This is a genomic window from Streptomyces sp. NPDC025618 (assembly GCF_055558795.1).
The window spans coordinates 24,942-48,571 of the sequence record NZ_JBVHLW010000013.1 but is presented as its reverse complement, the minus strand read 5'-3'; the positions used below and the strand labels follow the sequence as shown (position 1 = coordinate 48,571).

At 71.7% G+C, this 23,630-nt stretch carries 24 protein-coding genes and 1 pseudogene; 16 read left to right on the top strand and 9 right to left on the bottom strand.

All coding sequences use genetic code 11. From position 1 onward, the window contains the following. Positions 1-24: 24 nt before the first annotated feature. The 4 genes from ACZ4A5_RS14470 to ACZ4A5_RS14455 form a co-directional block, all read right to left on the bottom strand. Positions 25-309 carry an SHOCT domain-containing protein gene (locus ACZ4A5_RS14470; RefSeq protein ID WP_467582535.1) on the bottom strand — a complete coding sequence of 95 codons (285 nt, stop codon included), beginning with the start codon at positions 307-309 and terminating at the stop codon, positions 25-27. 136 nt (positions 310-445) lie between these two features. After that, on the bottom strand, positions 446-3,160 hold the full coding sequence (locus tag ACZ4A5_RS14465; protein ID WP_467582533.1) for a bifunctional acetate--CoA ligase family protein/GNAT family N-acetyltransferase: 2,715 nt from the start codon (positions 3,158-3,160) through the stop codon (positions 446-448). Between the two features lie 187 nt (positions 3,161-3,347). After that, positions 3,348-4,217 (bottom strand): universal stress protein, encoded by an 870-nt coding sequence (locus tag ACZ4A5_RS14460; RefSeq protein WP_467582531.1) that lies wholly within the window; start codon positions 4,215-4,217, stop codon positions 3,348-3,350. A 284-nt stretch (positions 4,218-4,501) separates the two neighbouring features. After that, positions 4,502-4,915, bottom strand: a complete 414-nt coding sequence (locus tag ACZ4A5_RS14455; protein WP_467582529.1) for a hypothetical protein — start codon at positions 4,913-4,915, stop codon at positions 4,502-4,504. 100 nt (positions 4,916-5,015) lie between these two features. On the opposite strand from ACZ4A5_RS14455, the pseudogene ACZ4A5_RS14450 reads away from it, so the two are divergent. Continuing rightward, positions 5,016-5,140, top strand: a pseudogene (locus ACZ4A5_RS14450) (IS5 family transposase); the annotation flags it as partial. Between the two features lie 316 nt (positions 5,141-5,456). On the opposite strand, the gene ACZ4A5_RS14445 reads toward ACZ4A5_RS14450, so the two are convergent. Beyond that, complete coding sequence (locus ACZ4A5_RS14445) at positions 5,457-6,638, bottom strand: cytochrome P450 family protein (RefSeq protein WP_467582527.1); 1,182 nt, start codon at positions 6,636-6,638, stop codon at positions 5,457-5,459. Then, positions 6,635-7,096: a DUF6545 domain-containing protein gene (locus ACZ4A5_RS14440; protein WP_467582684.1), complete on the bottom strand. Its 462-nt coding sequence runs from the start codon at positions 7,094-7,096 to the stop codon at positions 6,635-6,637. The genes ACZ4A5_RS14445 and ACZ4A5_RS14440 overlap by 4 nt, the downstream gene beginning before the upstream one ends. A gap of 441 nt (positions 7,097-7,537) precedes the next feature. Here ACZ4A5_RS14440 and ACZ4A5_RS14435 point away from each other — a divergent pair, with 441 nt between their 5' ends. Further along, complete coding sequence (locus tag ACZ4A5_RS14435; RefSeq protein ID WP_467582525.1) at positions 7,538-8,101, top strand: hypothetical protein; 564 nt, start codon at positions 7,538-7,540, stop codon at positions 8,099-8,101. Here the strand turns inward: ACZ4A5_RS14435 and ACZ4A5_RS14430 are convergent. After that, positions 8,067-8,768 carry a DUF5710 domain-containing protein gene (locus ACZ4A5_RS14430; protein ID WP_467582523.1) on the bottom strand — a complete coding sequence of 234 codons (702 nt, stop codon included), beginning with the start codon at positions 8,766-8,768 and terminating at the stop codon, positions 8,067-8,069. The genes ACZ4A5_RS14435 and ACZ4A5_RS14430 overlap by 35 nt on opposite strands. Before the next feature lie 132 nt (positions 8,769-8,900). Here ACZ4A5_RS14430 and ACZ4A5_RS14425 point away from each other — a divergent pair, with 132 nt between their 5' ends. From ACZ4A5_RS14425 to ACZ4A5_RS14365, 13 genes are all read left to right on the top strand, one after another. Beyond that, positions 8,901-9,416 (top strand): hydrogenase maturation protease, encoded by a 516-nt coding sequence (locus ACZ4A5_RS14425; RefSeq protein WP_467582521.1) that lies wholly within the window; start codon positions 8,901-8,903, stop codon positions 9,414-9,416. A gap of 44 nt (positions 9,417-9,460) precedes the next feature. Next, entirely contained in the window at positions 9,461-11,746 is a 2,286-nt protein-coding gene (hypF, locus tag ACZ4A5_RS14420) for a carbamoyltransferase HypF (RefSeq protein ID WP_467582519.1), read from the top strand. 5 nt (positions 11,747-11,751) lie between these two features. Beyond that, the gene (locus ACZ4A5_RS14415) at positions 11,752-12,024 is read left to right on the top strand and encodes a HypC/HybG/HupF family hydrogenase formation chaperone (protein ID WP_467582517.1); all 273 of its coding nucleotides are present in this window, start codon (positions 11,752-11,754) and stop codon (positions 12,022-12,024) included. A gap of 130 nt (positions 12,025-12,154) precedes the next feature. Then, on the top strand, positions 12,155-12,868 hold the full coding sequence (locus tag ACZ4A5_RS14410) for a CBS domain-containing protein (protein WP_467582515.1): 714 nt from the start codon (positions 12,155-12,157) through the stop codon (positions 12,866-12,868). A gap of 32 nt (positions 12,869-12,900) precedes the next feature. Continuing rightward, positions 12,901-14,079, top strand: a complete 1,179-nt coding sequence (locus tag ACZ4A5_RS14405; RefSeq protein WP_467582513.1) for a 4Fe-4S dicluster domain-containing protein — start codon at positions 12,901-12,903, stop codon at positions 14,077-14,079. Further along, positions 14,076-14,531: a cyclic nucleotide-binding domain-containing protein gene (locus ACZ4A5_RS14400; RefSeq protein ID WP_467582511.1), complete on the top strand. Its 456-nt coding sequence runs from the start codon at positions 14,076-14,078 to the stop codon at positions 14,529-14,531. Before ACZ4A5_RS14405 ends, ACZ4A5_RS14400 begins: the two co-directional genes overlap by 4 nt. Further along, positions 14,528-15,328 carry an FAD/NAD(P)-binding protein gene (locus tag ACZ4A5_RS14395; RefSeq protein ID WP_467582509.1) on the top strand — a complete coding sequence of 267 codons (801 nt, stop codon included), beginning with the start codon at positions 14,528-14,530 and terminating at the stop codon, positions 15,326-15,328. The genes ACZ4A5_RS14400 and ACZ4A5_RS14395 overlap by 4 nt, the downstream gene beginning before the upstream one ends. Position 15,329: 1 nt before the next feature. Next, the gene (locus ACZ4A5_RS14390) at positions 15,330-16,112 is read left to right on the top strand and encodes an NADH-quinone oxidoreductase subunit B family protein (protein WP_467582507.1); all 783 of its coding nucleotides are present in this window, start codon (positions 15,330-15,332) and stop codon (positions 16,110-16,112) included. Next, positions 16,109-17,446 (top strand): Ni/Fe hydrogenase subunit alpha, encoded by a 1,338-nt coding sequence (locus ACZ4A5_RS14385; RefSeq protein WP_467582505.1) that lies wholly within the window; start codon positions 16,109-16,111, stop codon positions 17,444-17,446. The genes ACZ4A5_RS14390 and ACZ4A5_RS14385 overlap by 4 nt, the downstream gene beginning before the upstream one ends. Before the next feature lie 31 nt (positions 17,447-17,477). Then, positions 17,478-18,611 carry a hydrogenase formation protein HypD gene (hypD, locus tag ACZ4A5_RS14380; protein WP_467582503.1) on the top strand — a complete coding sequence of 378 codons (1,134 nt, stop codon included), beginning with the start codon at positions 17,478-17,480 and terminating at the stop codon, positions 18,609-18,611. After that, positions 18,608-19,642 (top strand): hydrogenase expression/formation protein HypE, encoded by a 1,035-nt coding sequence (gene hypE, locus ACZ4A5_RS14375; RefSeq protein WP_467582501.1) that lies wholly within the window; start codon positions 18,608-18,610, stop codon positions 19,640-19,642. The genes hypD and hypE overlap by 4 nt, the downstream gene beginning before the upstream one ends. Positions 19,643-20,046: 404 nt before the next feature. Next, positions 20,047-21,111, top strand: a complete 1,065-nt coding sequence (locus ACZ4A5_RS14370; protein WP_467582499.1) for an alpha/beta fold hydrolase — start codon at positions 20,047-20,049, stop codon at positions 21,109-21,111. A gap of 94 nt (positions 21,112-21,205) precedes the next feature. After that, the gene (locus tag ACZ4A5_RS14365) at positions 21,206-21,385 is read left to right on the top strand and encodes a hypothetical protein (protein ID WP_467582497.1); all 180 of its coding nucleotides are present in this window, start codon (positions 21,206-21,208) and stop codon (positions 21,383-21,385) included. A 223-nt stretch (positions 21,386-21,608) separates the two neighbouring features. Here ACZ4A5_RS14365 and ACZ4A5_RS14360 read toward each other — a convergent pair whose 3' ends face one another. After that, positions 21,609-22,232, bottom strand: coding sequence for a GNAT family N-acetyltransferase (locus ACZ4A5_RS14360; RefSeq protein WP_467582495.1), 624 nt, complete (start codon positions 22,230-22,232; stop codon positions 21,609-21,611). Between the two features lie 239 nt (positions 22,233-22,471). Here ACZ4A5_RS14360 and ACZ4A5_RS14355 point away from each other — a divergent pair, with 239 nt between their 5' ends. After that, on the top strand, positions 22,472-23,032 hold the full coding sequence (locus ACZ4A5_RS14355; protein ID WP_467582493.1) for a CGNR zinc finger domain-containing protein: 561 nt from the start codon (positions 22,472-22,474) through the stop codon (positions 23,030-23,032). A 119-nt stretch (positions 23,033-23,151) separates the two neighbouring features. On the opposite strand, the gene ACZ4A5_RS14350 is transcribed toward ACZ4A5_RS14355, so the two are convergent. Then, positions 23,152-23,523 carry a hypothetical protein gene (locus tag ACZ4A5_RS14350; protein ID WP_467582491.1) on the bottom strand — a complete coding sequence of 124 codons (372 nt, stop codon included), beginning with the start codon at positions 23,521-23,523 and terminating at the stop codon, positions 23,152-23,154. Positions 23,524-23,630 lie beyond the last annotated feature (107 nt).

The window sequence follows — 23,630 nt, the reverse complement described above, 5'->3', positions numbered from 1 at the left end:
GCAGGGCGACAGCGGCGGCGAGTGTCAGTGTTCGGCGGGGCCCGGCGGTGAGCCCCTCAGGGTGGCCAGGCGTCGGGCGTACTCCTCCTCGTCGATCTCACCGCGTGCGTACCGCACGGCCAGGATCCGCTCGGCGTGGCCGGGTTCCGGGCCCCTCGGCCGGCCGGTGGGCCGGGCGCCGTGCGACGGGCGGGCGAGCGTGCGGAAGAACAGGACCGCGACGGTGATGATCAGCGCCCAGAAAAGGACCATGCTCGCTGTCATCGCGAACAGGCCCCAGCCGCCCTCACGGTCGTACCAGAGCATCATCGATTCACTTCCTCAGGCCGTCCGGAGTGCCGGACCCGCTCCGCTCCCCAGTCGCGGAGCAGTTCGTCGGCGGACCCGGGTCCGGCCGCATGGGACAGCGCCGTCCCGTGCGGTCGGACCGGTCCGGGCGCCGGTCTCAGCGCAGACGCCGCAGGTACGGGTCGTACGCCTTGTGGGGTTCGAGTCGCACGCGGGCGTCGAGCGCCATGATGCCGCCCGGCCGGGCCACCACCGGATTGAGGTCGGCCTCGACGAGCTCCGGAAGGTCGCAGGCCATCCGGGACAGGCACAGCAGCAGGTGTTCGAGAGCGCCCAGGTCGACGGGGATGCCGCCGTACCGGCCCGACAGGAGGGCGGAGCAGCGCGGCGAGGTGATGAGGTCGTCGAGGTCGTCGGTGGTGAGCGGGGCGAGCCGCGCGGCATGGTCGGCGAGCACATCGGTGGCCGTGCCGCCCTGGCCGAAGAGCACGAGCGGGCCGAAGACAGGGTCCTGGACGACGCCCGCCACCAGCTCCAGGACGTGCGGGGCCTGCGGCTGCGCCACCACCCCGGAGAGCCGGTCGCCGAAGCGGTCCACGAGGTCGCGGTAGGCGGCCCGCACCTGGTCGTCGCCTTGGAGGTCGAGGCGGACGGCGCCTTCGCCGGTCTTGTGCACCAGCCCTGGCCAGTGGGCCTTGAGGACGACCCGGCCGTCGGGCCCGGCCAGCCGCGCGGCCGCCGCCACGGCGCTCTCCTCGTCGCGCGCCCACTCCCAGGCGACCTGCGGAATGTCGTAGCGCGCGAGGAGCCGTGCGCACCGGACCGGGTCGAGCCAGCCGCCCTCCGGCCGCTCGGCGAGCCACGCCTCCGCATCCGCCCGGGCACCTGCCGCGTCGATGCCGGACGGCTCCGGCGGCAGGCTCTGCGGGCGGCTCCGGCGCCGGGCGTAGGCCGAGGCGTACGACAAGGCTCGGGCGGCGTCCTGGGCATCGGCGTACGCGGGTACGGCACCGCCGCGCTCGGTCGGCAGCAGCTCCACGCGCGCGGGCCGGTCCACCAGAACGAGCGCCGTCGTGCACGGGACCCGTTCCGGGGCGTGGGTGAACGCCCGCACCAGGTCGTCGCCGGTGGCCGCGGCCAGGGCCGTCGGGACCAGGATGCCCAGCACCGCGTCGACGTCCCGGTGGGCCGCCAACAGGTCCACGCAGGCACGCAGCCGGTCCTCCGGGACGGCGGCGGTGGCATCGACCGGATTGCCGACCGCCGCGCCTTCCGGGAGGGCGGCCGCGACCTGCGCCGCCAGGGCGGGCTCCAGCGGACGGACGCTCAGCCCGGCCTCGCTGCACGCGTCGGCGGCCAGCACGCCCACCCCACCGGCGTTGGTGACCACCACCACGCGGTCGCCGGCGGGCAGCGGCTGGGCGTGCAGCAGCGCCGTCGTGTCCAGGAGCTCCCCGATGGTCCGGGTGGCGATGATCCCGGCCTGGTGGAAGAGCGCCCGCCGGGTCATCGTCGGCGTGGCGGCGGCGGCCGTGTGCGAGGCCGCCGCCCTCCGCCCAGCTTCCGACCGCCCGGCGTCCACCGTGAGTACGGGCATGCGCCTGCTCACCCGTCGCGCGGTACGGGAGAAGGCCCGGGGGTTGCCGAACGACTCCAGGTGCAGCACCGCGAGATCGGTGCGCCCGTCCTCCTCCCACCACTGGAGCAGGTCGTTGCCGCTCACGTCGTACTTGTCGCCGAGCGAGACGAACGTCGACACACCGATCCCCAGCCGGGACAGCCCGTCCAGCAAGGCGATGCCCACGCCCCCCGACTGGGTGGCGACACCGGCCGTGCCGGGAAGGGGGAAGCGGGCGGCGAACGTCGCGTCCAGCCGGACGTCCTTCTCCGTATTGGCCAGGCCCAGGCAGTTGGGACCGACGACGCGCATGCCGTGCCGGCGGCAGGCTGCCCGCAGTCCGGCCGCTTCCGCCGCGTCGAGCCCTGATGTCACCACCGCCAGCGCCCGTGCTCCGCGCGCGCCGCACTCCTCCGCGACGGTGGGCACCGCGTGAGCGGGGACGGCCAGTACGACCAGGTCGGGGGGCTCGGGCAGGTCGGATACGGCGGGGTGGCAGGGCAGACCGTCGAGGGCGGGGCCGTGCGGGTTGACGATGTGCACCGGGCCGGTGAAGCCGTTGGCGCGCAGGTTGCGCAGGATCGCCCTTCCCACGGAAGCGGGGCGGTGCCCGGCGCCCACGACCGCGACCGACCGGGGCCGCAGGAGCGGCCGGAGGCTGGCGACGTCGGCGGTGCGTCCCCGCGTGTCCAGGGCCGTCAGATAGCGCTCGTCCGGCGTCAGCGCCACCCGGACGTGGGCCTCCGGCCCCTCGAAACGCCGTCGCACAGGGAGCCCGAGGTCGGCGAAGACCCTGATGACCCGCATGTTCTCGCTCAGCGCCTCGGCCGTCAGCTCCTGGAGCCCCTCGGCCCGCGCGAGGTCGACGAGGTGCTCCAACAGGAGCGTTCCGACACCGCGTTGGTGCCAGTCGTCCGCCACGGCGAGGGCGACCTCGGCGGTGGCCGGCCTGCCGCCGGGCACATCGGCAGGTGCCGCGTGGTACTCGGCCAGCCCCACCAGGGCACCGTCCGTCTCGGCCACCAGCGCCCGGTCTCCCGGCCCCGCGTTCAGGCACAGGGCGTCTGCCGCCTGCTGCGCGATGAAGGCGCCGCTGGAGAAGAAACGCAGCCTCAGGTTGTCGGGCGCCATCTGTCCGTACAGCCGGAAGACCGCCATACGGTCCTCCGGCACAACGGGCCGGACACGCACGGTCGTACCGTCGGCCAGCAGCGCGTACACCGCGGTGCCCGGCGACTCGGATGCATGGGTCATGTCACGGACGCCTCCTCTCCCCTCACCATGGGCCGCGGCGTGCGGAGGGCGCATGGGCCGGACGGCACCGGGAGCGGCCGACCGGTACCTCCTGGCGTCAGCGGGAGCGGCCTTCACCGAGCTCGCTGCGTGCGTCACCGCGTCGAGCGGGGGATCCTGGCCGGTACGGGGTGAACGGCCGTGTGCTTCACCGGTGCGGCACCACCGCGACGGGGCAGGCCGCCCGGTGCAGGGCGGTGTGGCTGACCCGGCCGAGCTGCAGTCCGAACCCGCCCTGCCGCCGCGTGGCGCCGAGTACCAGCAGGTCGGCCTCGGCCGCCGGTCCCAGCAGTATTCGGTGCGCGGGCCCTTCCAGCACGGTGCGCGTGACGGGCACCTTCGGGTGTTCGGCCACGGCTTCCTCCAGCACTTCGTCCAGTACCGCGGCAGCCCGTTCCCCCCAGGCACGGACGGCGGAATCGAGCACGTTCAAGGGATCCGTCGGCTGCTGGGGGCTGCGCCAGGCCCGTACGGCTTGCAGTTCGCATCCACGGGCCTCGGCCTCGCGGAGGGCGAACCGCACGGCGGTGGCGGCCTCGTCCGCCTCGCCCACACCGACGACGACCCGGCCGCTCATGCCCTTGATGTTGCGCTCCTCGCCGCGTACAACGACGACCGGGCAGTCGGCGCGGCCCGCCACCGCAAGGCTCACGGAGCCCAGCAGAAACCCCTTGACGGCTCCCCGCCCGGACGAGCCGGTCACCACGGTGGCCGCGCCCCGCGACTCCTCCACCAGCGCCTCCACCGCGTCCTCCGGCACGGTCACGGCAGTCACCCGCAGGTCCGGGGAGAGCTGCCGGGCTCGCTGTTCGGAGGAGGCGACGATGTGCTGGGCCGCGATCTGCTCGGCCGGTTGCTGACCGGTGAACGAGGGCACCGCCCCTTCGTACCGCTCCCACAGCGACGCGTAGACCACGCGCAAGGGGAGCCCGAGGTGCGCCGCTTCCTCAACGGCCCAGTCCAGGGCGGCGAGGCCGGCGTCCGACCCGTCGACACCGACGACCACGGGATGCTCCATCGTGCTCACCGCCTCACCGGCGCCTGGGACCGGGGGCCGGCCCCTGCCGTGCGCCTCCTCCACCATCTCTCGCCGTCGATATCACGGCAATGGCATGTCCTCCGCGCCTTCCGGAGCGCGGGCGCGGAGCCGGTGCCGGCTCAGCCTCGGCGTGTGCCGCGGAACAGGTTCCGGACGAAGGCCAGGGACATGCCCTGCCCGGGCACTGGCGGAGCGTCGCGCGCCGCCTATGGCGCTCCGGCGGATTCCTGCGGGGGCAGGGGCATGGCGGTGAAAGGCCCAGGTCAGGCAGGATCGGCGCTGGTCCCGGCCGGGGCGGGGCCGCCGGGAAGGACGCTGCGGCATTCCTCGCAGCGGGCCTGCATCCAGATGCGCTGTCCGTCCCCGCATAGACGGATGCGGCCGGGGGCTGCGCATTCCTCGCAGGTGTGCTCGGAAGCGGTCTCGGCGGCGTCGGTCAGAGCGGTGGCCCGGTCGGCGTACTCGCCGTCGAACTCGCCGTGCTCGAAGCGGTCGGCGACGGTGATCCGCAGGCCGCCGAACTTCACGGCGAAGGACTCGATGCGGTAGCCGGGATCGAGGGCGGACAGGTCGCGGTGGAGCTGGTCGAGCAGGCCCGCCCAGCCGGGCCCGACGGTGCCGGCCCAGGCGGGGATCTGCTGGTCCTGGAATGCGGGAACGCTGCGGGAGTCGTCCATGCGCTCATCATGGCGGCCGGGTATGACAACCGGCCGTTACACCCGCTGAGTTGCTGGTGAGAGGACCGGGGCGAGCGACCTCTCCGGCGAACGGTGGGAGCTGATCGAGCCGGTGCTGGCCGCCTGGCGGGCCGAGCGCCACGAACGGGCCCTGAACATCGGCCGCCCCCTGAGCACGACCTGCGGACCTTGATGAACGCCATCCTGTTCGTCGACCACACCGGGGACCAAACACGATCAACAGGGCGAAACGCCCAGTCAGCACGTAGGAATACTGGCTCAGCTCGGACAGCGTGCCGGCGACCCCCGCGCCGCTGCGACCGAGGCAGGCGGCGAGCTCCTCGAGAGTGAACACGGCGCCGGACTCGTGCGCCAGCTCGTCCAGCAGATTCGCGGCGTCCTGGCAGTTCGAGGGCCCCGAGTGCCCTGCCAGCGCGGCGAGGTCGGGCTCCGTCCAGGGCACCTGTGGCAGGTGCTCACCGCCGCTGATCGTGACCCTGTTCCAGGCATGCGCGAAGACGGGAGCTGGCATAGGACCCTTCTACCGCGTAAATACCGGAAAGGATTCCAATCCCCGCATGAGTCGCGTGCGGCGCCACCGGAGTTCTTCGGCCGCTACGGCCGGGCGAAGCGCAGGGAACCGGCTCAGCAGCGTGCGAAGGACGATCTCCGCATCGGCCAGGGCGAGCGGCGCGCCGAGGCATCGGTGGATTCCGTGGCCGAAGGCCATATGGCCCCTGGCATCGCGCTCGGCATCGGGACGATCGGGAGCCGGGTATTGGGCAGGGTCCCGGTTGGCTGCTCCGGGAGAGATGAGCACGGGGACGCCGGCGGGGATTTCGGTCTCGCCGAGGGTGATCGGTCGGGTGGTGTATCGGAAGGTGGCGATGCCGACCGGTGAGTCGTAGCGCAGCAGCTCGTGCAACATGCTGCTCAGCCGGCCGGGCTGGGTTCGTGCGCGGTCGAGGAGCTCCGGGTGTTGGAGGAGGGCCAGGACGGCGTTGCCGATGAAGTTCGTGGTGGTCTCGTGGCCGGCGACGAGCAGGAGGACGGCCAGGGAGACGAGCTCGCCTTCGCCGAGCTGTTCGCCATCCTCCCGAACAGCGATGAGGTCGTGCAGCAGGCTGTCGTCCGGGGCACGTCGCTTGGCCTCGATGAGATCGGCCATGTAGCCGGCCACAGCGTGCGAGGCCGTGTCGATCCGCTGGGGCTGTCCAGCGGCGAAGAGATCGTTCGACCACGTGCGCACCTGAGCTCGGTCGGCCTCGGGCACTCCGAGCATCTGGCAGATCACCGTGACCGGCAGCGGGATGGCGAGACCGGCGACGAGGTCGGCTGAACCGTTCTTCGGGAGGGCGTCGAGGAGATGGTCCACGGTGTGCTGGATGTACGGGCGCAGGCGGGTGACGGCGCCGGTGGTAAAGGCCTTGGTCACCAGGCGGCGCAGTCGGGTGTGCTCAGGAGGATCGGTGGCGAGCATGGTGTGGGCGACCGCGGGGTGAAGATTGCGGCCGGAGGAGCGGCCGGCGAAGAACCGGCCGGTGTCCTTGGACAGGCCCGGTTCCACGAAGGCCGCCTTCGCTTCGGCGTAGCCGGTCACGAGGTAGCTGGGCCTGCCACCGGAACCGGTGATCACCTGCTGCACAGGGCCTGCCGCCCGAAGGTCGTCGTAGAAGGGGTAGGGGTTCTGGAGGAACTCCGTACACGACAGCGGGTCGCTCATGGCGTCGGTACTGCTTCCTTGTCTTCCTTGTCCTTGGCGGTCTCGGTGGTGGTCGCGCGTACGACATCGCTGCCGGCGTACGTCTGCGAAACGAGCAGCAGCCACTCGGTCTCGGCCCGAAGGTTACCCTCGCGTTCATCGGTGCCGGGCGCCGGCCGGACGATCTCGCCATTGGGGCGCAGACCGTGGTGCTTGACCCTGACAGCGTCCTTGAGGACAGCGGCTTCCACCGTGGCACGCCCGCGGAGCGTGTCGGCTTCATCGAGCTGGGCCAGGGCGTGTCGGGTAGCTTGTTGGACGCGATCTGAGCGGTAGGTCCGCAGGGTCAGCAGAATGCCGTCGTTGATCTCGATGACCCGGCGGTGGAGCACGAAGTCCGGGTCAGATTCCGCCACTTCGCCGGTGCCGGCGGAGGTGAGCACGATGTCCGGGCTGACCTCGACCAGCTCGTTCCACAGGGCTCGAGGGCCCTGCTTCAGAACTAAGCGTCAACTGAAGGCTTTTGATTATTCGCCGGGTCTTCTGGGAGCGCACCGCACTGCCCAGGTCCGCTACGGTTCCGGCTCGGTCATCCCTGGCCCGGAGTGACGATCAGGGGCGCCAGCGACGATGCCGCTACAGCGTCCGGACGGCGGGTATCGCGCAAGCCCGGCCACCGGTGCCCCCTCCCCCGCAGCGACCTTCAGGCTGTGGGCGTACGGGGCAGGACAGATCCAACTGGCAGCACGTCCGCGACGGTGCTTCCATGGAGAGTGAGCTATGCCCTCGTGTGAGCACCGAGGAAGGTTCATCTTTCGCGCTCACCTGTCCCGGCTTTCGGCGCCCGTTCGCAGCGCACAGCAGCATGCCGGACAGGATCAGGTCCGCACGACGCATTTCTTCAATCAGAGGTGGCAACCATGCCCGCGACCGCCACAAAGATCGACTCCACGTGCCATTCACCACTGTTGTTCATCGGGAACGTGCTCTTGCGTCCGTCGACCCCGGCAGCCCTCCAGCAGTTTCCAGACGCGACATACGTACTCGGCGTGGACATTATCGGCCCGCCCGAGTACAAGGTCGTACTGGATAACCTCATGCTGTTCCTCACCATCACGGATCCCCCCTTGAACGCGGACGGGACCGGGGTGTTCTTCGTCCAGCATGCGGATACCGGCTGGCTTTGGGGCCTCCCCGAAAGTGACGACACACCGCCAGGTATGAACGGCTGGACAGAAGACCCGCACCAGCCGCATCAGCCCACGAGGCGACTGCGCGGCCGGAAGCTCCAGGACGCGATCTGGTCGGGCTCCGCCAACGGCTCGACCTACTGGATCGGCGTGAACGGCTTGAAAGACACGCAAACTTTGTCCTTCACCGCCTATCCGATGGCAGAGAAGGCTGTCGCTACCACGAGCGGATGCACTATCCAGATGACGGGCCTCGGCATCAACGAGGACCTGAACGGGAGCTGGGGCGGTTAGCCCCCGACAACCCCAGCCTGGTCAAAACAAAGACGTCGCCGCAACGCCTCCGACATCTCCGTCTTCGGTCTCCACGAGCTGCGGCTGCTCGCCGGGCACCGGCAGGGGCACGATCGACAGCGAGCCGGGGCAGGACACCAGGGGGATCCGCGTACAGGCGGCGCCGGTCGGCCGGAAACCTTCCGACCGCATCGCCCGCCCACCGCGAGCACCGCGGCCGAGCCGGGGGACGCCCTCCCGGCTTTGCTGCGTCAACGACGGCGAGCTGCACAGTGCCCGCCCCGCGGGGCACCTCGCGTGGCGCGTACCAGCGCTTGGCGGCCGGATCCCAGCGGGCCCCGGCCCGCTTCGCCCCGTCCTTCTGCGCGTAGGGAACGTCCAGCCATATGCGCTCAACCACCCTGCAACCCCTCCCTGTTGCCGACAAGGGCAACGTTATCGGCACGGCTGGGCCGCCGCAGGTGGCATGAGCGACGGCCGTGCCTGCGGACCCGGTGCCGGTCGAGCAACCAGCGTCGTCGGCACGTGCCACGACACGCGGGACCGAGAAGTGTCTCCTGGCCGGCAGACCAGCATGCCGACGACCGGACCGAGAGGGCGCCGTGTCCCCCGTCCGTGTCGGCGGTGACCCGTCCGGCTCACGCCGTCCGGCTCTCTTCCGCGTCATGGCGGCAGGGGGACACGGAGAGCCGGCGCGCGACGATGGGCGGTTCGGCCCCGGTTGGGGACCTTCGGCCCCGAGCGGACGGCGGCCGGACCGGGGAGGGTGAGCACACGGACCCGGAAGGAGAGGTGAGCCATGACGGTCCCCACCCGCATCGTGGTCGTCGGTGTCGGCAATGAGTTCCGTCGGGACGACGGAGTCGGCTGGGCCGTCGTCGCCAGGCTGGAGGAGCGCGCGGCGGTCCGGCCGCTGCCGTCCGGGACACAGCTGTCGGTGAACGACGGTGACCCGGCACGGCTGATCGGGCTGTGGGAGAAGGCGGAGCTGGCCGTCGTCGTGGACGCCGCGCACGCTCATCCGGGGCACCCGGGACGGGTCCACAGGCTGGAGCTGGACAAGCACGAGATGTGGCAGCCGGGCGGGGGCGGCACGCACGGCCTCGGTCTCGGCGAGGCCGTGGAGCTGTCGCGGGCCCTCGGACGGATGCCCGGGCACCTGGTGGTGTACGCGGTCGAAGGAGCCGACACCTCACTGGGCACCGGGCTGACCGATGTGGTCGCCGACGCGGTGGAGCCGCTGGCGGAACGTATCGAGGAGGACATCGTCCGGTATCGCGCCACGGCGGCTCGCAGCCGGTCCGCGGACCGGTGACGGCCTTGGCGGGGGCGCCGGGGCCGGCACACGGAGGCGGGGCGGTGCGGGCCGCGCGCACGATCACGGTCTTCGGAACGGTTCAAGGGGTGGGATTCCGGCCGTTCGTGCACCGCACCGCGACGCGGCTGGGGCTGGACGGCTGGGTGCTCAACCGCGGCGGCCACGTCGAGATGGCGGTGGCCGGGCCCGCGGACGCGCTGGACGCGTTCGTCGGCCTGCTGCGGGAGGACGCCCCGCTTCTCGCGGAGGTGCGCCGGGTACAGGTGACGCGGCCGGCCGGTGCTCCGCCCGCCGCCGGTTCCGGCTTCACGGTGCGCCCCAGCGTGGAAGCGGACATGGTGACGGCACAGGAGGTCCCGCCCGACGCCGCCACGTGCGACGCCTGTCTGGCCGAGCTGTTCGACCCCGCGGACCGGCGCTACCGCTACCCGTTCGTCAACTGCACGGACTGCGGCCCCCGCGCGACCGTCATCGAGGATCTGCCGTACGACCGCGCGCGGACCACGATGCGCTCCTTCGCCTTGTGCGGGATGTGCGCCGCGGAGTACGCGGACGCCGACGACCGGCGTTTCCACGCGGAGCCGGTCGCCTGCCCCGGCTGCGGCCCGCGGTTGTGCTGGGACGGCCTGACGGGAGAGACCGCGCTGAAAGCGGCGGTCGGCGTGGTGCTCGACGGCGGCATCGTCGCGGTGAAGGGCCTGGGCGGATATCAACTGGTGTGCGACGCGACCGACGCCGGAGCGGTCGCCCGGTTGCGGGACCGCAAGCGACGCCCGGTGAAACCGTTCGCCGTCATGGTCGGTGGTCTCGCGGCCGCGCGGCGGCTGGCCGGCCTCTCGGCCACCGAGCGGGCGCTGCTGATCTCCCCCGCCCGCCCCGTCGTCCTGGCCGCCGCCCGCCGTGGCGGTGTTGTGGCCGGGGTCCACCCCGGCACCCACCGGATCGGGATGTTCCTGCCCACCACCGGACTGCACCACCTGCTGCTGCACGACCTGGACCGGCCGCTCGTGGTCACGAGCGGCAACGCCTGCGGCGAACCCATGGCCATCGACGAGGAGGCGGCCAGGAGCGGCCTGGGAGGTGTCGCGGACGGCTTCCTCCACCACGACCGGCCCATTCGTGCCCGCTACGACGACTCGGTGGTCCGCGCCGTGGGACGCACGGTCCTCACGGTCCGCCGGGCGCGGGGATACGCGCCCGCGCCGCTCGCGCTGCCGCGGCCCGCCTCCGTCCCCCTCGTGGCGGCGGGGGCACAGCTGAAGCACACCTTCGCCCTCGCGGAGGGAAAACGGGCCTTTCTCGGCCCCCATACCGGAGATCTGGAGGACGTGGGCACACTCGACGCCTTCGAGACCTCCTACGCCGACATGGTCCGGCTGACGGGCATCGAACCGCGTGCCGTGGCCCACGACCTCCACCCCGGGTATCTGTCCACGCAGTGGGCCCAGGGGCTCCCGGTGCGGCGGCGGATCGCCGTGCAGCACCACCACGCCCACGTCGCGGCCTGCGCCGCCGAGCACGGGGTGCGAGGGAAGTTCATCGGAGTCGCGTACGACGGCCTGGGCCTCGGCGACGACGGCACCCTCTGGGGTGGTGAGATCCTCGTCGCCGACCTGACCGGCTACCGCCGGGCCGGCCGCTTCGCCACCGCCCCGCTGCCCGGTGGCGCGGCAGCCGTACGCCACCCCGCGCGGACGGCCCTGGGCCATCTCTGGGGCGCCGAGCCCCTCGGCACGCCCCCGCCTCCCGCGTCGCTGGCCGGACGGTTCACCGGGCGCCTGGCAGCCCACGAGGTGCGCACGGTCCGGGCGATGGTCGAACGCGGTGTCAACTGCCCGCGGGCCTCCAGCGCCGGACGGCTCTTCGACGCCGCCGCGAGCCTGCTGGGCCTCGGCGACGACGCCACCTACGAGGGCCAGGCCGCCGTGGCGCTCGAAGCCGCGGCCGGCACCACGGCGGCCGAAGCCCTGCCCTGGCGCCTGGTCCGGGCCGGCGGGCTGTGGGTCTACGACTCCGTGCCCACGCTCACCGCCCTGCTGGAGGGCGCGGCGTCCGGCGAGCCCGTGAACCGGCTCGCCGCCGCCTTCCACCGGGCGGTCGCCGAGGTGACCGCGGGGCTGGTCGAGCGGGTCGTCGCCGCCGGTGCCCCGCGGACGGTGTGTCTGTCCGGCGGCTGCTTCCAGAACGGCCGGCTGCTCGGTGAGGTCCGGGCGCTGCTGCGGGCCCAAGGGCTGCGGGTGCTCGTCGGCAGCGCCGTACCCGTCAACGACGGCGGTATCAGCTACGGCCAGGCGGCCATCGCCGCGGCCCGCGTCGAAGGAGAGTGAACGCGATGTGTCTGGGCATCCCCGGGCGAGTGCTGGAGGTCCACGACGATGCCGGCCTGCGGATGGCGACCGTCGACTTCGGTGGCGTACGACGCGAGGCATGCCTCGCCTACACCCCCGAAGCGGATGTCGGCACCTATGTCGTCATCCACGTCGGATTCGCCATCACGACCGTCGACGAGGACGAGGCGCAGCGGACCCTCGGGGTGCTGCGGGCCATGGCCGACGTGGTGGAAGGCGAACTCGGCGAGCCGCTGCCTCCCGCTGCCCGCCCGTGAGCCCCGCCCGGCGGGGCCGGTCGGGCCCGCCGAGGTGCCCGGTCAGCCCTGTGGAGGGAAATCTTCCTGCTGGAGGCTGGCAGGGACGGGGGAAAGACCGGAATCTCGCATCCCGGAGGGCGTGACCGGAATGAAGCACAGCAAGGTCGGCAACCTGATGACGAACGACGTCGTGTCGGTGCTCCCGCGGGCATCGTTCAAGGACGTGGCCCACCTGCTCGCGGTGCACGGCATCAGCGGGCTGCCGGTGGTCGACGAGGACGACAAGGTCGTGGGCGTGATCTCCGAGAGCGATCTCGTGCTCCGCCGGCTCTCCGCCCCGGCCCGTCGAGACCGGCGGCCCAGGCTGCCCTGGCCCGGCCGGGACACCGGCGCCGGAGCCGCGCACACGCGCGGACCGACCGCGGAAGGGCTGATGTCCCACCCCGCGATCACCGTCCACGCCGACGACAGCATCATGGACGCCGCACGGACCATGGCCGGGCGGCGCGTCGAACGGCTGCCGGTGGTCGACGAGGAGGAACGCCTCGTCGGCATCGTCACCCGGCGTGACCTGCTCCAGGTCTTCCTCCGCCCGGACCCCGACATCCGGCGCGACGTGATCGCCGACGTGATCGTGAACACCATGTGGCTCAGCCCCCGGACGCTCGACGTGCGGGTGGCCGACGGCGTGGTCACGCTGAAGGGGCAGGTGGAGCGGCGCAGCGAGATCCCCGTACTGCTGAGGCTGACCAGGGCGGTCGACGGAGTCGTCGCCGTCGTCGACGAGCTGACGTACCGCGTCGACAACGCCCGTCCGCAACGGCCCGCCGAGCAGACGCTGCTCGGACTGGCAGAAGAGTGAGCAGTCGGCCGACGACATCGTCAGGAGAAACCATGGCTCACACGACCACGGTCCAGGACAGCGGGTGCGCGGAGCGGATCCTCGACCGGGACGGGCTCGACGCGCTCGTGCGGATCCTGCGCACGCGCGGCCGCACCGTCATCGGCCCGACAGCGCGTGACGGCGCCATCGTGCTCGCCGAGCTGGAATCCGGACACGAGCTGCCCTACGGCTGGGGTGTCGAGCTGGAGGCCGGCCGCTACCGCCTGGTGCGGCGAGCGGACGGCGCGGCCTTCGCCCACAGCGCCGGTCCGCAGTCCTGGAAGAACTACCTGCACCCGGCACGGTCCCGCCAGTGGACGGCCGACCGTGACTCCGAGGGCGCCGTCACGGTGCGGGCCGAGGAACCGGAGAGCGTCTCGTACGCCTTCCTGGGAGTGCGGCCGTGCGATCTGCGCGCCATCGCCGTCCAGGACCGGGTCCTGACGGGCGGCCGGTACAAGGACGGCACCTACAGCGCGCGCCGGACGGGAGCCTTCCTCATCGCCGTCGAGTGCACCGAACCGGGTGCGACCTGCTTCTGCACCTCCATGGGATCGGGGCCGGCGGCCGGCCCCGGATACGACCTGGCGCTGACCGAGGTCCTGGACGACGCCGGTCACCGCTTCCTGGCGCGCGCCGGTACGGACGAGGGGGCCGAGGTGCTCGCCGCGATCCCGAACCTGCCCGCCGATGCCGCCACCCGCGCCACCGCCCGCGAGAGCGTGGCCGCCGCCGCGGACCGGATGGGCCGGTCCATGCCCCTGGTGGACCTGAACACGCTCATGGCCGGCAGCCTGGGCGCCGAGCGCTGGGACGACGTCGCCGCGCGCTGCCTGACCTGCGGTAACTGCACCATGGTCTGCCCCACTTGCTTCTGCACGACCACCGAGGACATCACCGACCTCACCGGGGACCACGCCGAGCGGTGGCAGCGCTGGGACAACTGCTTCGACCTGGACTTCTCCCACCTGCACGGTGGCTCTGTCCGCGCCTCCTCGCACAGCCGCTACCGGCAGTGGCTCACCCACAAGGTCGGCACGTGGCACGACCAGTTCGGCAGTTCCGGGTGCGTGGGATGCGGCCGGTGCATCGTCTGGTGCCCGGTCGGGATCGACATCACCGAGGAAGTCCACGCCCTCCACGAGGAAGCGCTCCTGCGGGAGACGGCGGAGAAGGAAGAAGGGTCATGAAGAGGACCGGAGTGTTCGCCGCCCTGCCGGAAGGCCACCGCGACCGGCTCATGGAGCTGGCCCGGGAAGTGCAGTTCCCCACCGGGACCCGGATCTTCGAGGAAGGCGGCAAGGCCGACCGCTTCTGGATCATCCATACCGGCGGCGTCGCCCTCGACATCCATGTGCCCGGCCGCCGCCCGGCGGTCGTGGAGACGCTGGGCGGAGGAGCGCTGCTGGGCTGGTCCTGGATCTGCCCGCCCCGGCAGTGGCACCTGGGCGCCGAGGCGACCACCCCGGTGCGCGCCTGGGAGTTCGATGCCCAGGAGGTCCTGCGCCTGTGCGAGCAGGACCCGGAACTCGACCACGCGCTGCTCACCTATGTCGTAGGAGTCATCGGCCGGCGCCTGCGGGCCGCCCGTACGCGGCTGCTCGACCTGTACGGGCCCTACGGCAGCGGGCCCGCGCGGTGACCGCCGTTCCGGTTCCCTACCGGGTGCTGGACAACCGCCCCGAGACCTCCGACACCCGTACGCTCCACCTGGAGCCGGCCGGGGACGCGCTGGCGCCCTTCGCGCCCGGTCAGTTCGCGATGATCTACGCCTTCGGGGTCGGCGAGATCCCGGTCTCCGTCTCCGGCATCCTCGGCGCCGGGCTGCTGCACACCATCCGTGGAGTGGGCGCCGTCTCCCGCGCGCTGTGCGCGGTGCGGCCGGGCACCACGGTCGGGCTGCGTGGCCCCTTCGGCACGGACTGGGGCCTGGCGGAAGCCACCGGACACGACCTGCTCGTCATCGCGGGCGGCATCGGGCTCGCCCCGCTGCGCCCCCTCGTCCACGCCGCGCTGGACGCCGCCGGCCGCGGACGGCTGAACGTCCTCGTCGGGGCCCGGACCCCGGACGACCTGCTCTACGGGGATCAGCTCGGCGCGTGGGGCCGGCCCTATTGCGGTGTCACCGTGGACCGGCCCGGCGACGGCTGGAGGGGCCGGGTCGGAGTCGTCACCACCCTGCTCGACGAGGCGGTCTTCTCGCCGCCCGACACCACGGCCTTCGTCTGCGGGCCGGAGGTCATGATCCGCGCCGTCGCCCGTGAACTGCTCGACCGCGGGGTGCCCGCCGAGCGCATCCGGGTCTCCCTGGAGCGGAACATGCGCTGCGCCACCGGTCATTGCGGTCACTGCCAGCTCGGGCCGCTCCTGCTGTGCAGGGACGGGCCCGTCATCGGCTACGACCGGGCCGAGCCCCTGCTCGCCGTAAGGGAGTTGTGACATGCCCGCCCCGGAACTCACCCGCCCCAGGCTCGCGGTGTTCAAGTTCGCTTCCTGCGACGGCTGCCAGCTGACCCTGCTCGACTGCGAGGACGAGCTGCTCGCTCTCGCCGACGAGATCGACATCTCCCATTTCCTGGAGGCGTCCAGCGCGGTGGAACCCGGACCGTACGACCTGACGCTGGTCGAAGGGTCCATCACCACGGCCAAGGACGCCGAGCGCATCCGGCGCGTCCGGGCCGAGTCCCGCCACCTGGTGACCATCGGGGCCTGCGCCACGGCCGGCGGTGTCCAGGCCCTGCGCAACTTCGCCGACGTCGCCGAATTCCGCGCCGCCGTCTACGCCCGGCCCGAGTACATCGAGACCCTCGCCACCTCCACCCCGATCTCCGCGCACGTCCCGGTCGATTTCGAATTGCGCGGCTGCCCCATCGACCGAGGGCAGCTGCTGGAGGTCATCACCGCGTTCCTCGCCGGCCGCAAGCCGGACATCCCCGGCCACAGCGTCTGCTTCGAGTGCAAGCGGCGCGGGACCGTCTGCGTCACCGTCGCCCACGGCACCCCCTGCCTCGGCCCCGTGACCCACGCGGGATGCGGCGCCATCTGCCCGGCCTACGGACGGGGCTGCTACGGCTGCTTCGGCCCGTCCGGTTCCACGAACATGCCCGCGATGATCCCGTTGCTGCGCAGCGACGGGATGAGCGACGAAGAGGTCCGGCGGATCCTGCACACCTTCAACGTCGCCGCGTTCGCCGAGATCGAAACGGAGGGGAACAGGCCATGACGCACCGCGGCTCGCGCGTCCTGCACGTCGGCTCGCTCGCCCGCGTCGAGGGCGAGGGCGCGCTGCGCCTGCGCGTCCACGACGGCACGGTCACCGAGGCCCAGCTGAACATCTACGAACCACCGCGCTTCTTCGAGGCGTTCCTGCGCGGCCGCGCCTACACCGAACCCCCCGACATCACCTCACGGATCTGCGGCATCTGCCCGGTCGCGTATCAGATGAGCGCATGCCGGGCCATCGAGGACGCCTGCTCCGTCGTCGTGGACGGGCAACTGGCCGCCCTGCGGAGGCTTTTGTACTGCGGGGAGTGGATCGAGAGCCAGACCCTGCACATCTATCTGCTGCACGCCCCCGACTTCCTCGGCTGTCACAGCGCCATCGAACTCTCCCGCTCCCACCGCGCCCACGTGGAGCGGGGCCTGCGCCTGAAGCAGGCCGGCAACGCCATCATGGAACTGCTCGGCGGCCGGGCCATCCATCCGGTCAACGTCCGCGTCGGAGGCTTCCACCGTGCGCCGACACGCTCCGAACTGCGCCCGCTGGCCGAGCGTCTGCGCCAGGCGCGCGACGACGCGTGGGAGACCGTCCGCTGGGTGTCGGGCTTCGACTTCCCCGACGCCGAGTGCCACGCCGACTTCCTCGCCCTCGCCGATCCCGGCACCTACGCCATCGAAGCGGGCACCCCCACCGTCCTGCCCGCCGGCGCGGACCCCCGGCCGCGCTCCTTCCCGGTGCGTGACTTCACCGACCATGTGGTGGAGGAGCAAGTGCCCTACTCCACCGCCCTCCAGTCCCGGCTCGACGGCCGGCGGCACCTCACCGGCTCCCTCGCCCGCTTCGCCGTCAGCGGCCACCTGCTCTCCCCCGTGGCCCTGGAAGCCGCCCGGTCGGCGGGGCTCGACGACCCGCGGACCGGCGAGGTGTGCCGCAATCCCTTCCGCAGCGTCATCGTGCGGGCCGTCGAGGTCCTCTACGCCGTGGACGAGGCCCTCCGCCTCATCGACGCCTACGAACCGCCGGAGCGCCCGGCCGTGGACGTACCACCGCGGCCGGGAGTCGGGCACGGTGCCACCGAGGCCCCGCGCGGCACGCTCTACCACCGCTACGAACTCGACGGCGACGGCCTCGTCACCGACGCCCGCCTCGTCCCGCCCACCGCCCAGAACCAGGGGGCGATCGAGGAGGACCTGCGCAGGACCGTCCAGGACGAACTCGCCCGGGGCGACGCCACGGACGCCGAGCTGACCCTGTTGTGCGAACGGGCCATCCGCAATCACGACCCCTGCATCTCCTGCTCGACGCACTTCCTCGACCTGACCGTCGAACGGACCTGACCCCCCTCCCGACGCGCCTCAAGGACACCGTGTGAAATACCTCGACGAATACCGTGATCCACGGCTCGCCCGGCTGCTCCTGGACGAACTGCGCCGCACCGCCACCAAGCCGTGGCAGATCATGGAGGTCTGTGGCGGCCAGACCCACACCCTCGTACGCCAGGGCATCGACGAACTCCTCCCCGACGGCATGCGCATGGTGCACGGCCCCGGGTGTCCGGTCTGCGTCACCCCGCTGGAGACCCTCGACCGGGCCATGGACATCGCCGCCCGGCCCGGCGTGATCCTCGCCAGCTTCGGCGACATGCTGCGCGTTCCCGGCTCACGGACCGACCTGCTCGCGCTCCGGGCGCGCGGCGCCGACGTGCGCGTCGTCTACACACCCATGGACGCCGTACGCCTGGCCGAGGAACGCCCCGACCGCGAAGTGGTCTTCCTCGCCGTGGGCTTCGAGACCACGGCACCGGCCAACGCCATGGCGGTGCTGCACGCCTCCCGCCTGGGCCTGCGGAACTTCAGCATGCTGGTCAGCCACGTTCTCGTACCACCGGCCATGACCGCGCTGCTGGACTCCCCCGAGTGCGAGGTCCAGGCGTTCCTGGCCGCCGGGCACGTGTGCGCCGTCATGGGCTGGAGCCAGTACGAGCCCATCGCCGCCCGCTACGAAGTCCCCATCGTGGTCACCGGATTCGAACCGCTCGACCTGCTCGAGGGCATCCTGATGGCCGTCCGGCAGCTGGAGGAGGGCCGGGCGGAGGTCGAGAACCAGTACGTGCGGGCGGTACGCCGGGGTGGCAACGACGCGGCCCGGTCGGTCGTCGCCCGCGTCTTCCGGATCACCGACCGGGCCTGGCGGGGCGTCGGCACGCTGCCGTCCAGCGGGTTCGAGCTCCAGGAGGAGTTCGCCCCGTTCGACGCCGCGCGCCGCTACGACGTCACGGCCCTCCACTCCGCGGAACACCCCGAGTGCATCGCAGGCGACATTCTCACCGGCGCCCGCCTGCCCACCGACTGCACCGCCTACGGCACCAGCTGCACTCCGCGACACCCTCTCGGCGCTCCCATGGTGTCGTCCGAGGGCACCTGCGCGGCCTTCCACACCGCCGGACGCGTCGCTCCCGGATCCCTCGTACCCGCCGCCCCCGTGAAAGGCAGCCCCTCATGACGACCTCGTGCCCCCTGCCGCGACCGGACGAGGAGCGCGTCCTGCTGGGTCACGGCGCCGGCGGGCGGCTCACCGCCGAACTGCTGGACACCCTCGTCCTTCCCGCGCTCGGAGGAGGGGCGGGGCCGCTGGAGGACGCCGCGTTCCTGCCGGGAGCGGGGGATCTGGTGATGAGCACGGACGGCTTCGTCGTCAGCCCGCTCTTCTTCCCGGGCGGTGACATCGGATCCCTGGCCGTCCACGGCACCGTCAACGACCTCGCGATGCGGGGTGCCGCCCCCGTGGCGCTCAGCGTGGCGCTGATCCTAGAAGAAGGGCTGCCTTTGACCGACCTTGCCGCCGTGGCCCGTTCGCTCGGCAAAGCCGCCCAGGACGCGGGCGTCCCGGTGATCACCGGTGACACCAAGGTGGTCGGCAGGGGCGCGGCCGACAAGGTCTTCATCACCACGACCGGCATCGGCCGGCGCATCCCCGGGCTCTCCCCGTCCGCGGCGGGTGCCCGTCCTGGTGACGCCGTGCTGCTCTCGGGGCCGATCGGGCTGCACGGCACCGCCGTGCTCAGCACCCGCGAGGGGCTGGGCTTCGAAGCGGACATCGCCTCCGACACGGGCCCGCTGCACCGCCTGGTGGCCGCGCTCGCCCCGCTCGGCGGGCAGGTCCACACCCTGCGGGACCCCACCCGTGGCGGCCTCGCCGCCGCCCTCAACGAGATCGCGCGCGACGCGCGCGTGGCCGTGGAGATCGATGAGGGCAGCGTCCCGGTGCCGCCCTCCGTCGAAGCGGCCTGCGAGATGCTCGGTCTCGACCCGTTGCACGTCGCGAACGAAGGCTGCATGGTCGCCTTCGTGGCACCCGGTGCGGCCGACGACGCCCTGGTGGCCATGCGCTCCCTGCCGGAGGGCAGCGAAGCCGCCCGGATCGGCGAGGTGGTGCCCGACGGCCGCCCCGGCCGGGTCGTGATGCGGACACTGGTCGGGGCCCGGCGCGTGGTCGACATGCCGCTCGGCGAGCAATTGCCCCGCATCTGCTGAGATCACCACGCGCCGTACGGCCGGCCCCGCCGCTCCGACGTCATCGGGAGGCCCGGCCGTGGGCCGAGCTGTGTCGTCCGGCCCGGTCGGCCTCCTCAGCCCTGGAGATGCTCGGCGAGGAAGCCGAGCACGGGACTCCACTGTGCTGCCCGGACCGCGCTCGACGTCCCGCCGGCCGGAGGACGCCGGGGCTCCTTGCCGCTGATTTCTGGACGACTCCGATTGCCAATCACCTCTGACGTGTGCCGACTTGAAGCGCATCACCTGTTTGACCGGTGACGCCTGCTGTGCCACAGTCGTCTGGCACGCCCACGGAGGCCGTCAGGACCTGAGTGAGCGTGAGGTCTCCTGCGAGGCGCGGACCCTTCGCAGGCCCGGCACTTCGAGACGGCGGAGGGCTTCACATGATCAACACGCGTACGCCCGGCGAGACTCCCGGCCTGAGTGCCGGTGGCGCGGTCGCCGCACCCCTGGCAGGGCCTTCGGGAACGGCACACGCCTCGGCCGCGACAGGGCAGCGGGCGGAGGCGACCGCCGCGCCCGCGACCGGTCCCCACCGACACACCGCGTTCCCCCCGCTCAAGAAGATCAGAGCCGGCCTGCTGGAGATCGGCTACGCCGAGATGGGGCCGTCCCACGGGACGCCGGTCATCTGCCTGCACGGCTGGCCGTACGACATCCACAGCTTCGCCGATGTCGCGCCCCTGCTGGCGGCCGAGGGTTACCGAGTGATCGTTCCGTATCTGCGCGGCCACGGCACGACACGCTTCATCTCGCCGCAGACCTTCAGAAACGGACAGCAGTCGGCCCTCGCCCTCGACACCATCGCCCTGATGGACGCGCTGGGCCTGGAGAACGCGGTGCTCGCCGGATTCGACTGGGGAGGGCGGACCGCCGACGTCATCGCGGCACTGTGGCCCGAGCGCTGCAAGGCCCTGGTGTCGGCGGGCGGTTACCTCGTCATCAACCTGGAGGCGAACCTCCAGCCCCTGCCGCCGGCGACCGAGCACGCCTGGTGGTACCAGTACTACTTCGCCACGGAGCGGGGCCGGATCGCCATGGAGGACCGGGCCAAGCGGCACGACCTGACCCGGCTGGTCTGGGACACCGTCTCCCCGACATGGGATTTCGACGACGCCACCTTCGAGCGCACGGCCACCGCCTTCGAGAACCCGGACTATGCCGCCATCGTCGTCCATAACTACCGGTGGCGCCTGAGCCTCGCCGAAGGCGAACAGCGCTACGACACGTACGAGAAGAGGCTCGCCACCCGGCCGGTCATCACCGCGCCGACGGTGACACTCGACGCCGAGCTCGACCCCTTCACGGTTCCGGGCCACGGGACCGCGTACCGGGACCGGTTCTCGGGCCCCTACGACCACCGGATCCTGAAGGGCATCGGCCACAACCTGCCGCAGGAGGCACCCGAGGCATTCGCCCAGGCCGTCATCGACACCGCGCACCTCTGACAACTCATCAATTACGTGACAAACGCGCACACATACTGAAGCGACCAGAGAGCTGGGGTACACGCCCGGCAACCCAGGAAACGGGAGGCTGACGATGCAGGACCGCAGCGACGCGGCAGTGCGCCATGCGCGATTCGGCGCACTGCCCGAGCGGATCGCCTACGAGGACATGGTCGAGGTGAAGGCAGCCACGCCGAGGGACCCGGAACGGGACAGCGGCGATCCCGGGGTGCGGAATCTCCTCACCTGCGTGGCATTGGACCTGGTGCTCTGATCACGCCCGCCGCCGAGCGGGCCGACGCGGTACCGCTGAGCACTTTGGGGCTGCTGCACGAGACGGACCCGGTGGGACGCTTTACCGGTCGGGCAGCACCGTTGGCTCACGCCGACGCTCCTGCTGCTCGACGAGCCGCCCTTGTGGCGCAGTGAGCGGACGAGACACCAACGCGACCGGCGGGGTGCGTACGCCGGCCTCCCGGTCGGCCGACGTTCCCGCCTCAGGGGCGGTAGACGCACTCCGCCAGCGTGGCGTGCTTCTTCCAGCCCAGCGTCTCGTACAGCGCACGTCCGGCGTCAGTCGCGCCGAGAACGCCAAGAGCCGCGCCCTGGTCCACGGCGTGGTCGGCGAGCGTACGCATGACGAAGTCGCCCAGTCCGCGCCGCCGATGGGCCTCCCCGGTCGCCACCCGGTCCACCACCACGGCCTCCCCGAGAAGCGCCATCTGCCCCTGGGCGGCCTGCTCGCCGGCCGAGTCCAGCACCCGTACGTGGACGACAGCGCCGACGGTCTCCACGGTCGCGGTGTATCCCCCAGGTGCGACGGGGTCCGAAGTCATCAGGTCAATAGCCATCAGGTGCCCGGTGTCCTCCCAGGCCACCACCCACCCCTGCGACAGCCAGGGTTCGATCTCCTCCGGCTCCGCGGGCATCTTCATCCAGGTCCGCGGCACGTTCACCGAGGCAGCGGCGCTGCGGACCGACAGCTCGTCAACTTCCGGCAGGACATGGCGTCCCCGTTCGACGGGGTTGTCGGTCACCTCGATGTAGAGACCCCAGGGCATGTCGACCGGCGGAGGGGTCCGCCGTGACACCGCCCAGCCCGCCACCCAGGTCCTGACCATGTCCGCGACCATCAAGCCCTCCGAAACCGTAACCCTGTGACCAGTCGAGTAACAGGCAGTGCCGAGCAGCGCACATTACCCTCCCTTGTGGTGTGCGGCATCTGATTTACCGACACGCCACGATCGCCGCCGCGGCGGCGCGGTCGGGCAGCGAGATCCGGCTGAACGCTACAGAGCGCGGACCGGGGTAACGGCTGGCGCTCCTTGCGAGCGCCATAGTCACCCGTCAGGATGGTGACGTGAACGTGAACCATGCCTTTGTGTGCGGCAATCCGGCGCTGGACTTCGTGGGCACGCTCCGGGCGCGACGCACGGCGCGATTCGAGATGTTCTCGGCGCCGGACCGCCTGGACGCGTGGTACGTGGAGTCCGGCATGGTCGACTCCGTCTCCCCCGCCCGGCAGGCCGACGTGGTGCGGGCGACGACCGTACGGGAGGCCGTCTATCAGCTGATCACGGCCCGGCGCCTCGGCACGGACTTCGACGACGGGGCACTGGCCGTGCTCAACGACGCCGCCCGCAAGGCTCCCGCGGCACCGCAGCTGACCCACGCCGGCCGCTGGACGGCGGCAACGCAGCGAGAGGCGCTGTCCACGGTGGCCCGGCACGCGGTGGAACTGCTGAGCGGCCCGGACGTACCCCTGCTCAAGGAGTGCGACAACCCCGAGTGCACCCGTGTCTACATCGACCGCTCGCGCGGCAGCCGTCGCCAGTGGTGTGGCATGGAGTCCTGCGGCAACAAGATCAAGGCGGCGGCGTACCGCGCTCGCAGGAAGACGGGTGTCATCTCCGCGGGATGAGGGCGGGGCCCGGCGTCGTACGGTCCGGAGTTGTTGCTCTCCCCTGCATGGAGTCGTGGAAGCCAAGGACCACCGGCTTCCACGACTCTTGTCACTGCCCTTTCACCCGCCGCGCGGGTTCACTGTGAGACAGCGCGGAAGCTCAGACGCGGGGGCTGGTCCAGCCAGTTGAGAAGGTCATTGGCCGGCTCCGAGAACGCGTGACCCGTGCAGTCGGTGGTGGGATACATATCGAGTCTCTTGTCGGTGAAGTTGACCACTCCGTAAGCAGGGATCGGAAGCGTGATGCATTCCGAGCCGGGGTTGGCGTACCACGCCGTCTTCCCTTCGAAGGGCGTCTCGTAGAAGCACGCGGATCCGGTGACGCAGACCGGTTCGCCCGGCTGCCGGGTGACGGGGCCGTCGGCCAGCGCGGGGGCGGCGAAGAGCGTCATCGAGAGTGCCGACGCCGAGAGACCGATCGTGAGGATGGATTTGACGCGAAGACCCATGACTACCTCCGTGAAGTCGAGTAGTAAGGCGCTGTGTGCGGGTGCGCGCTTCCCTGGCATGCCGGAAGGCGGTGCCCGGAAGCCGCGGAATCTGCGCTGCACTTCGG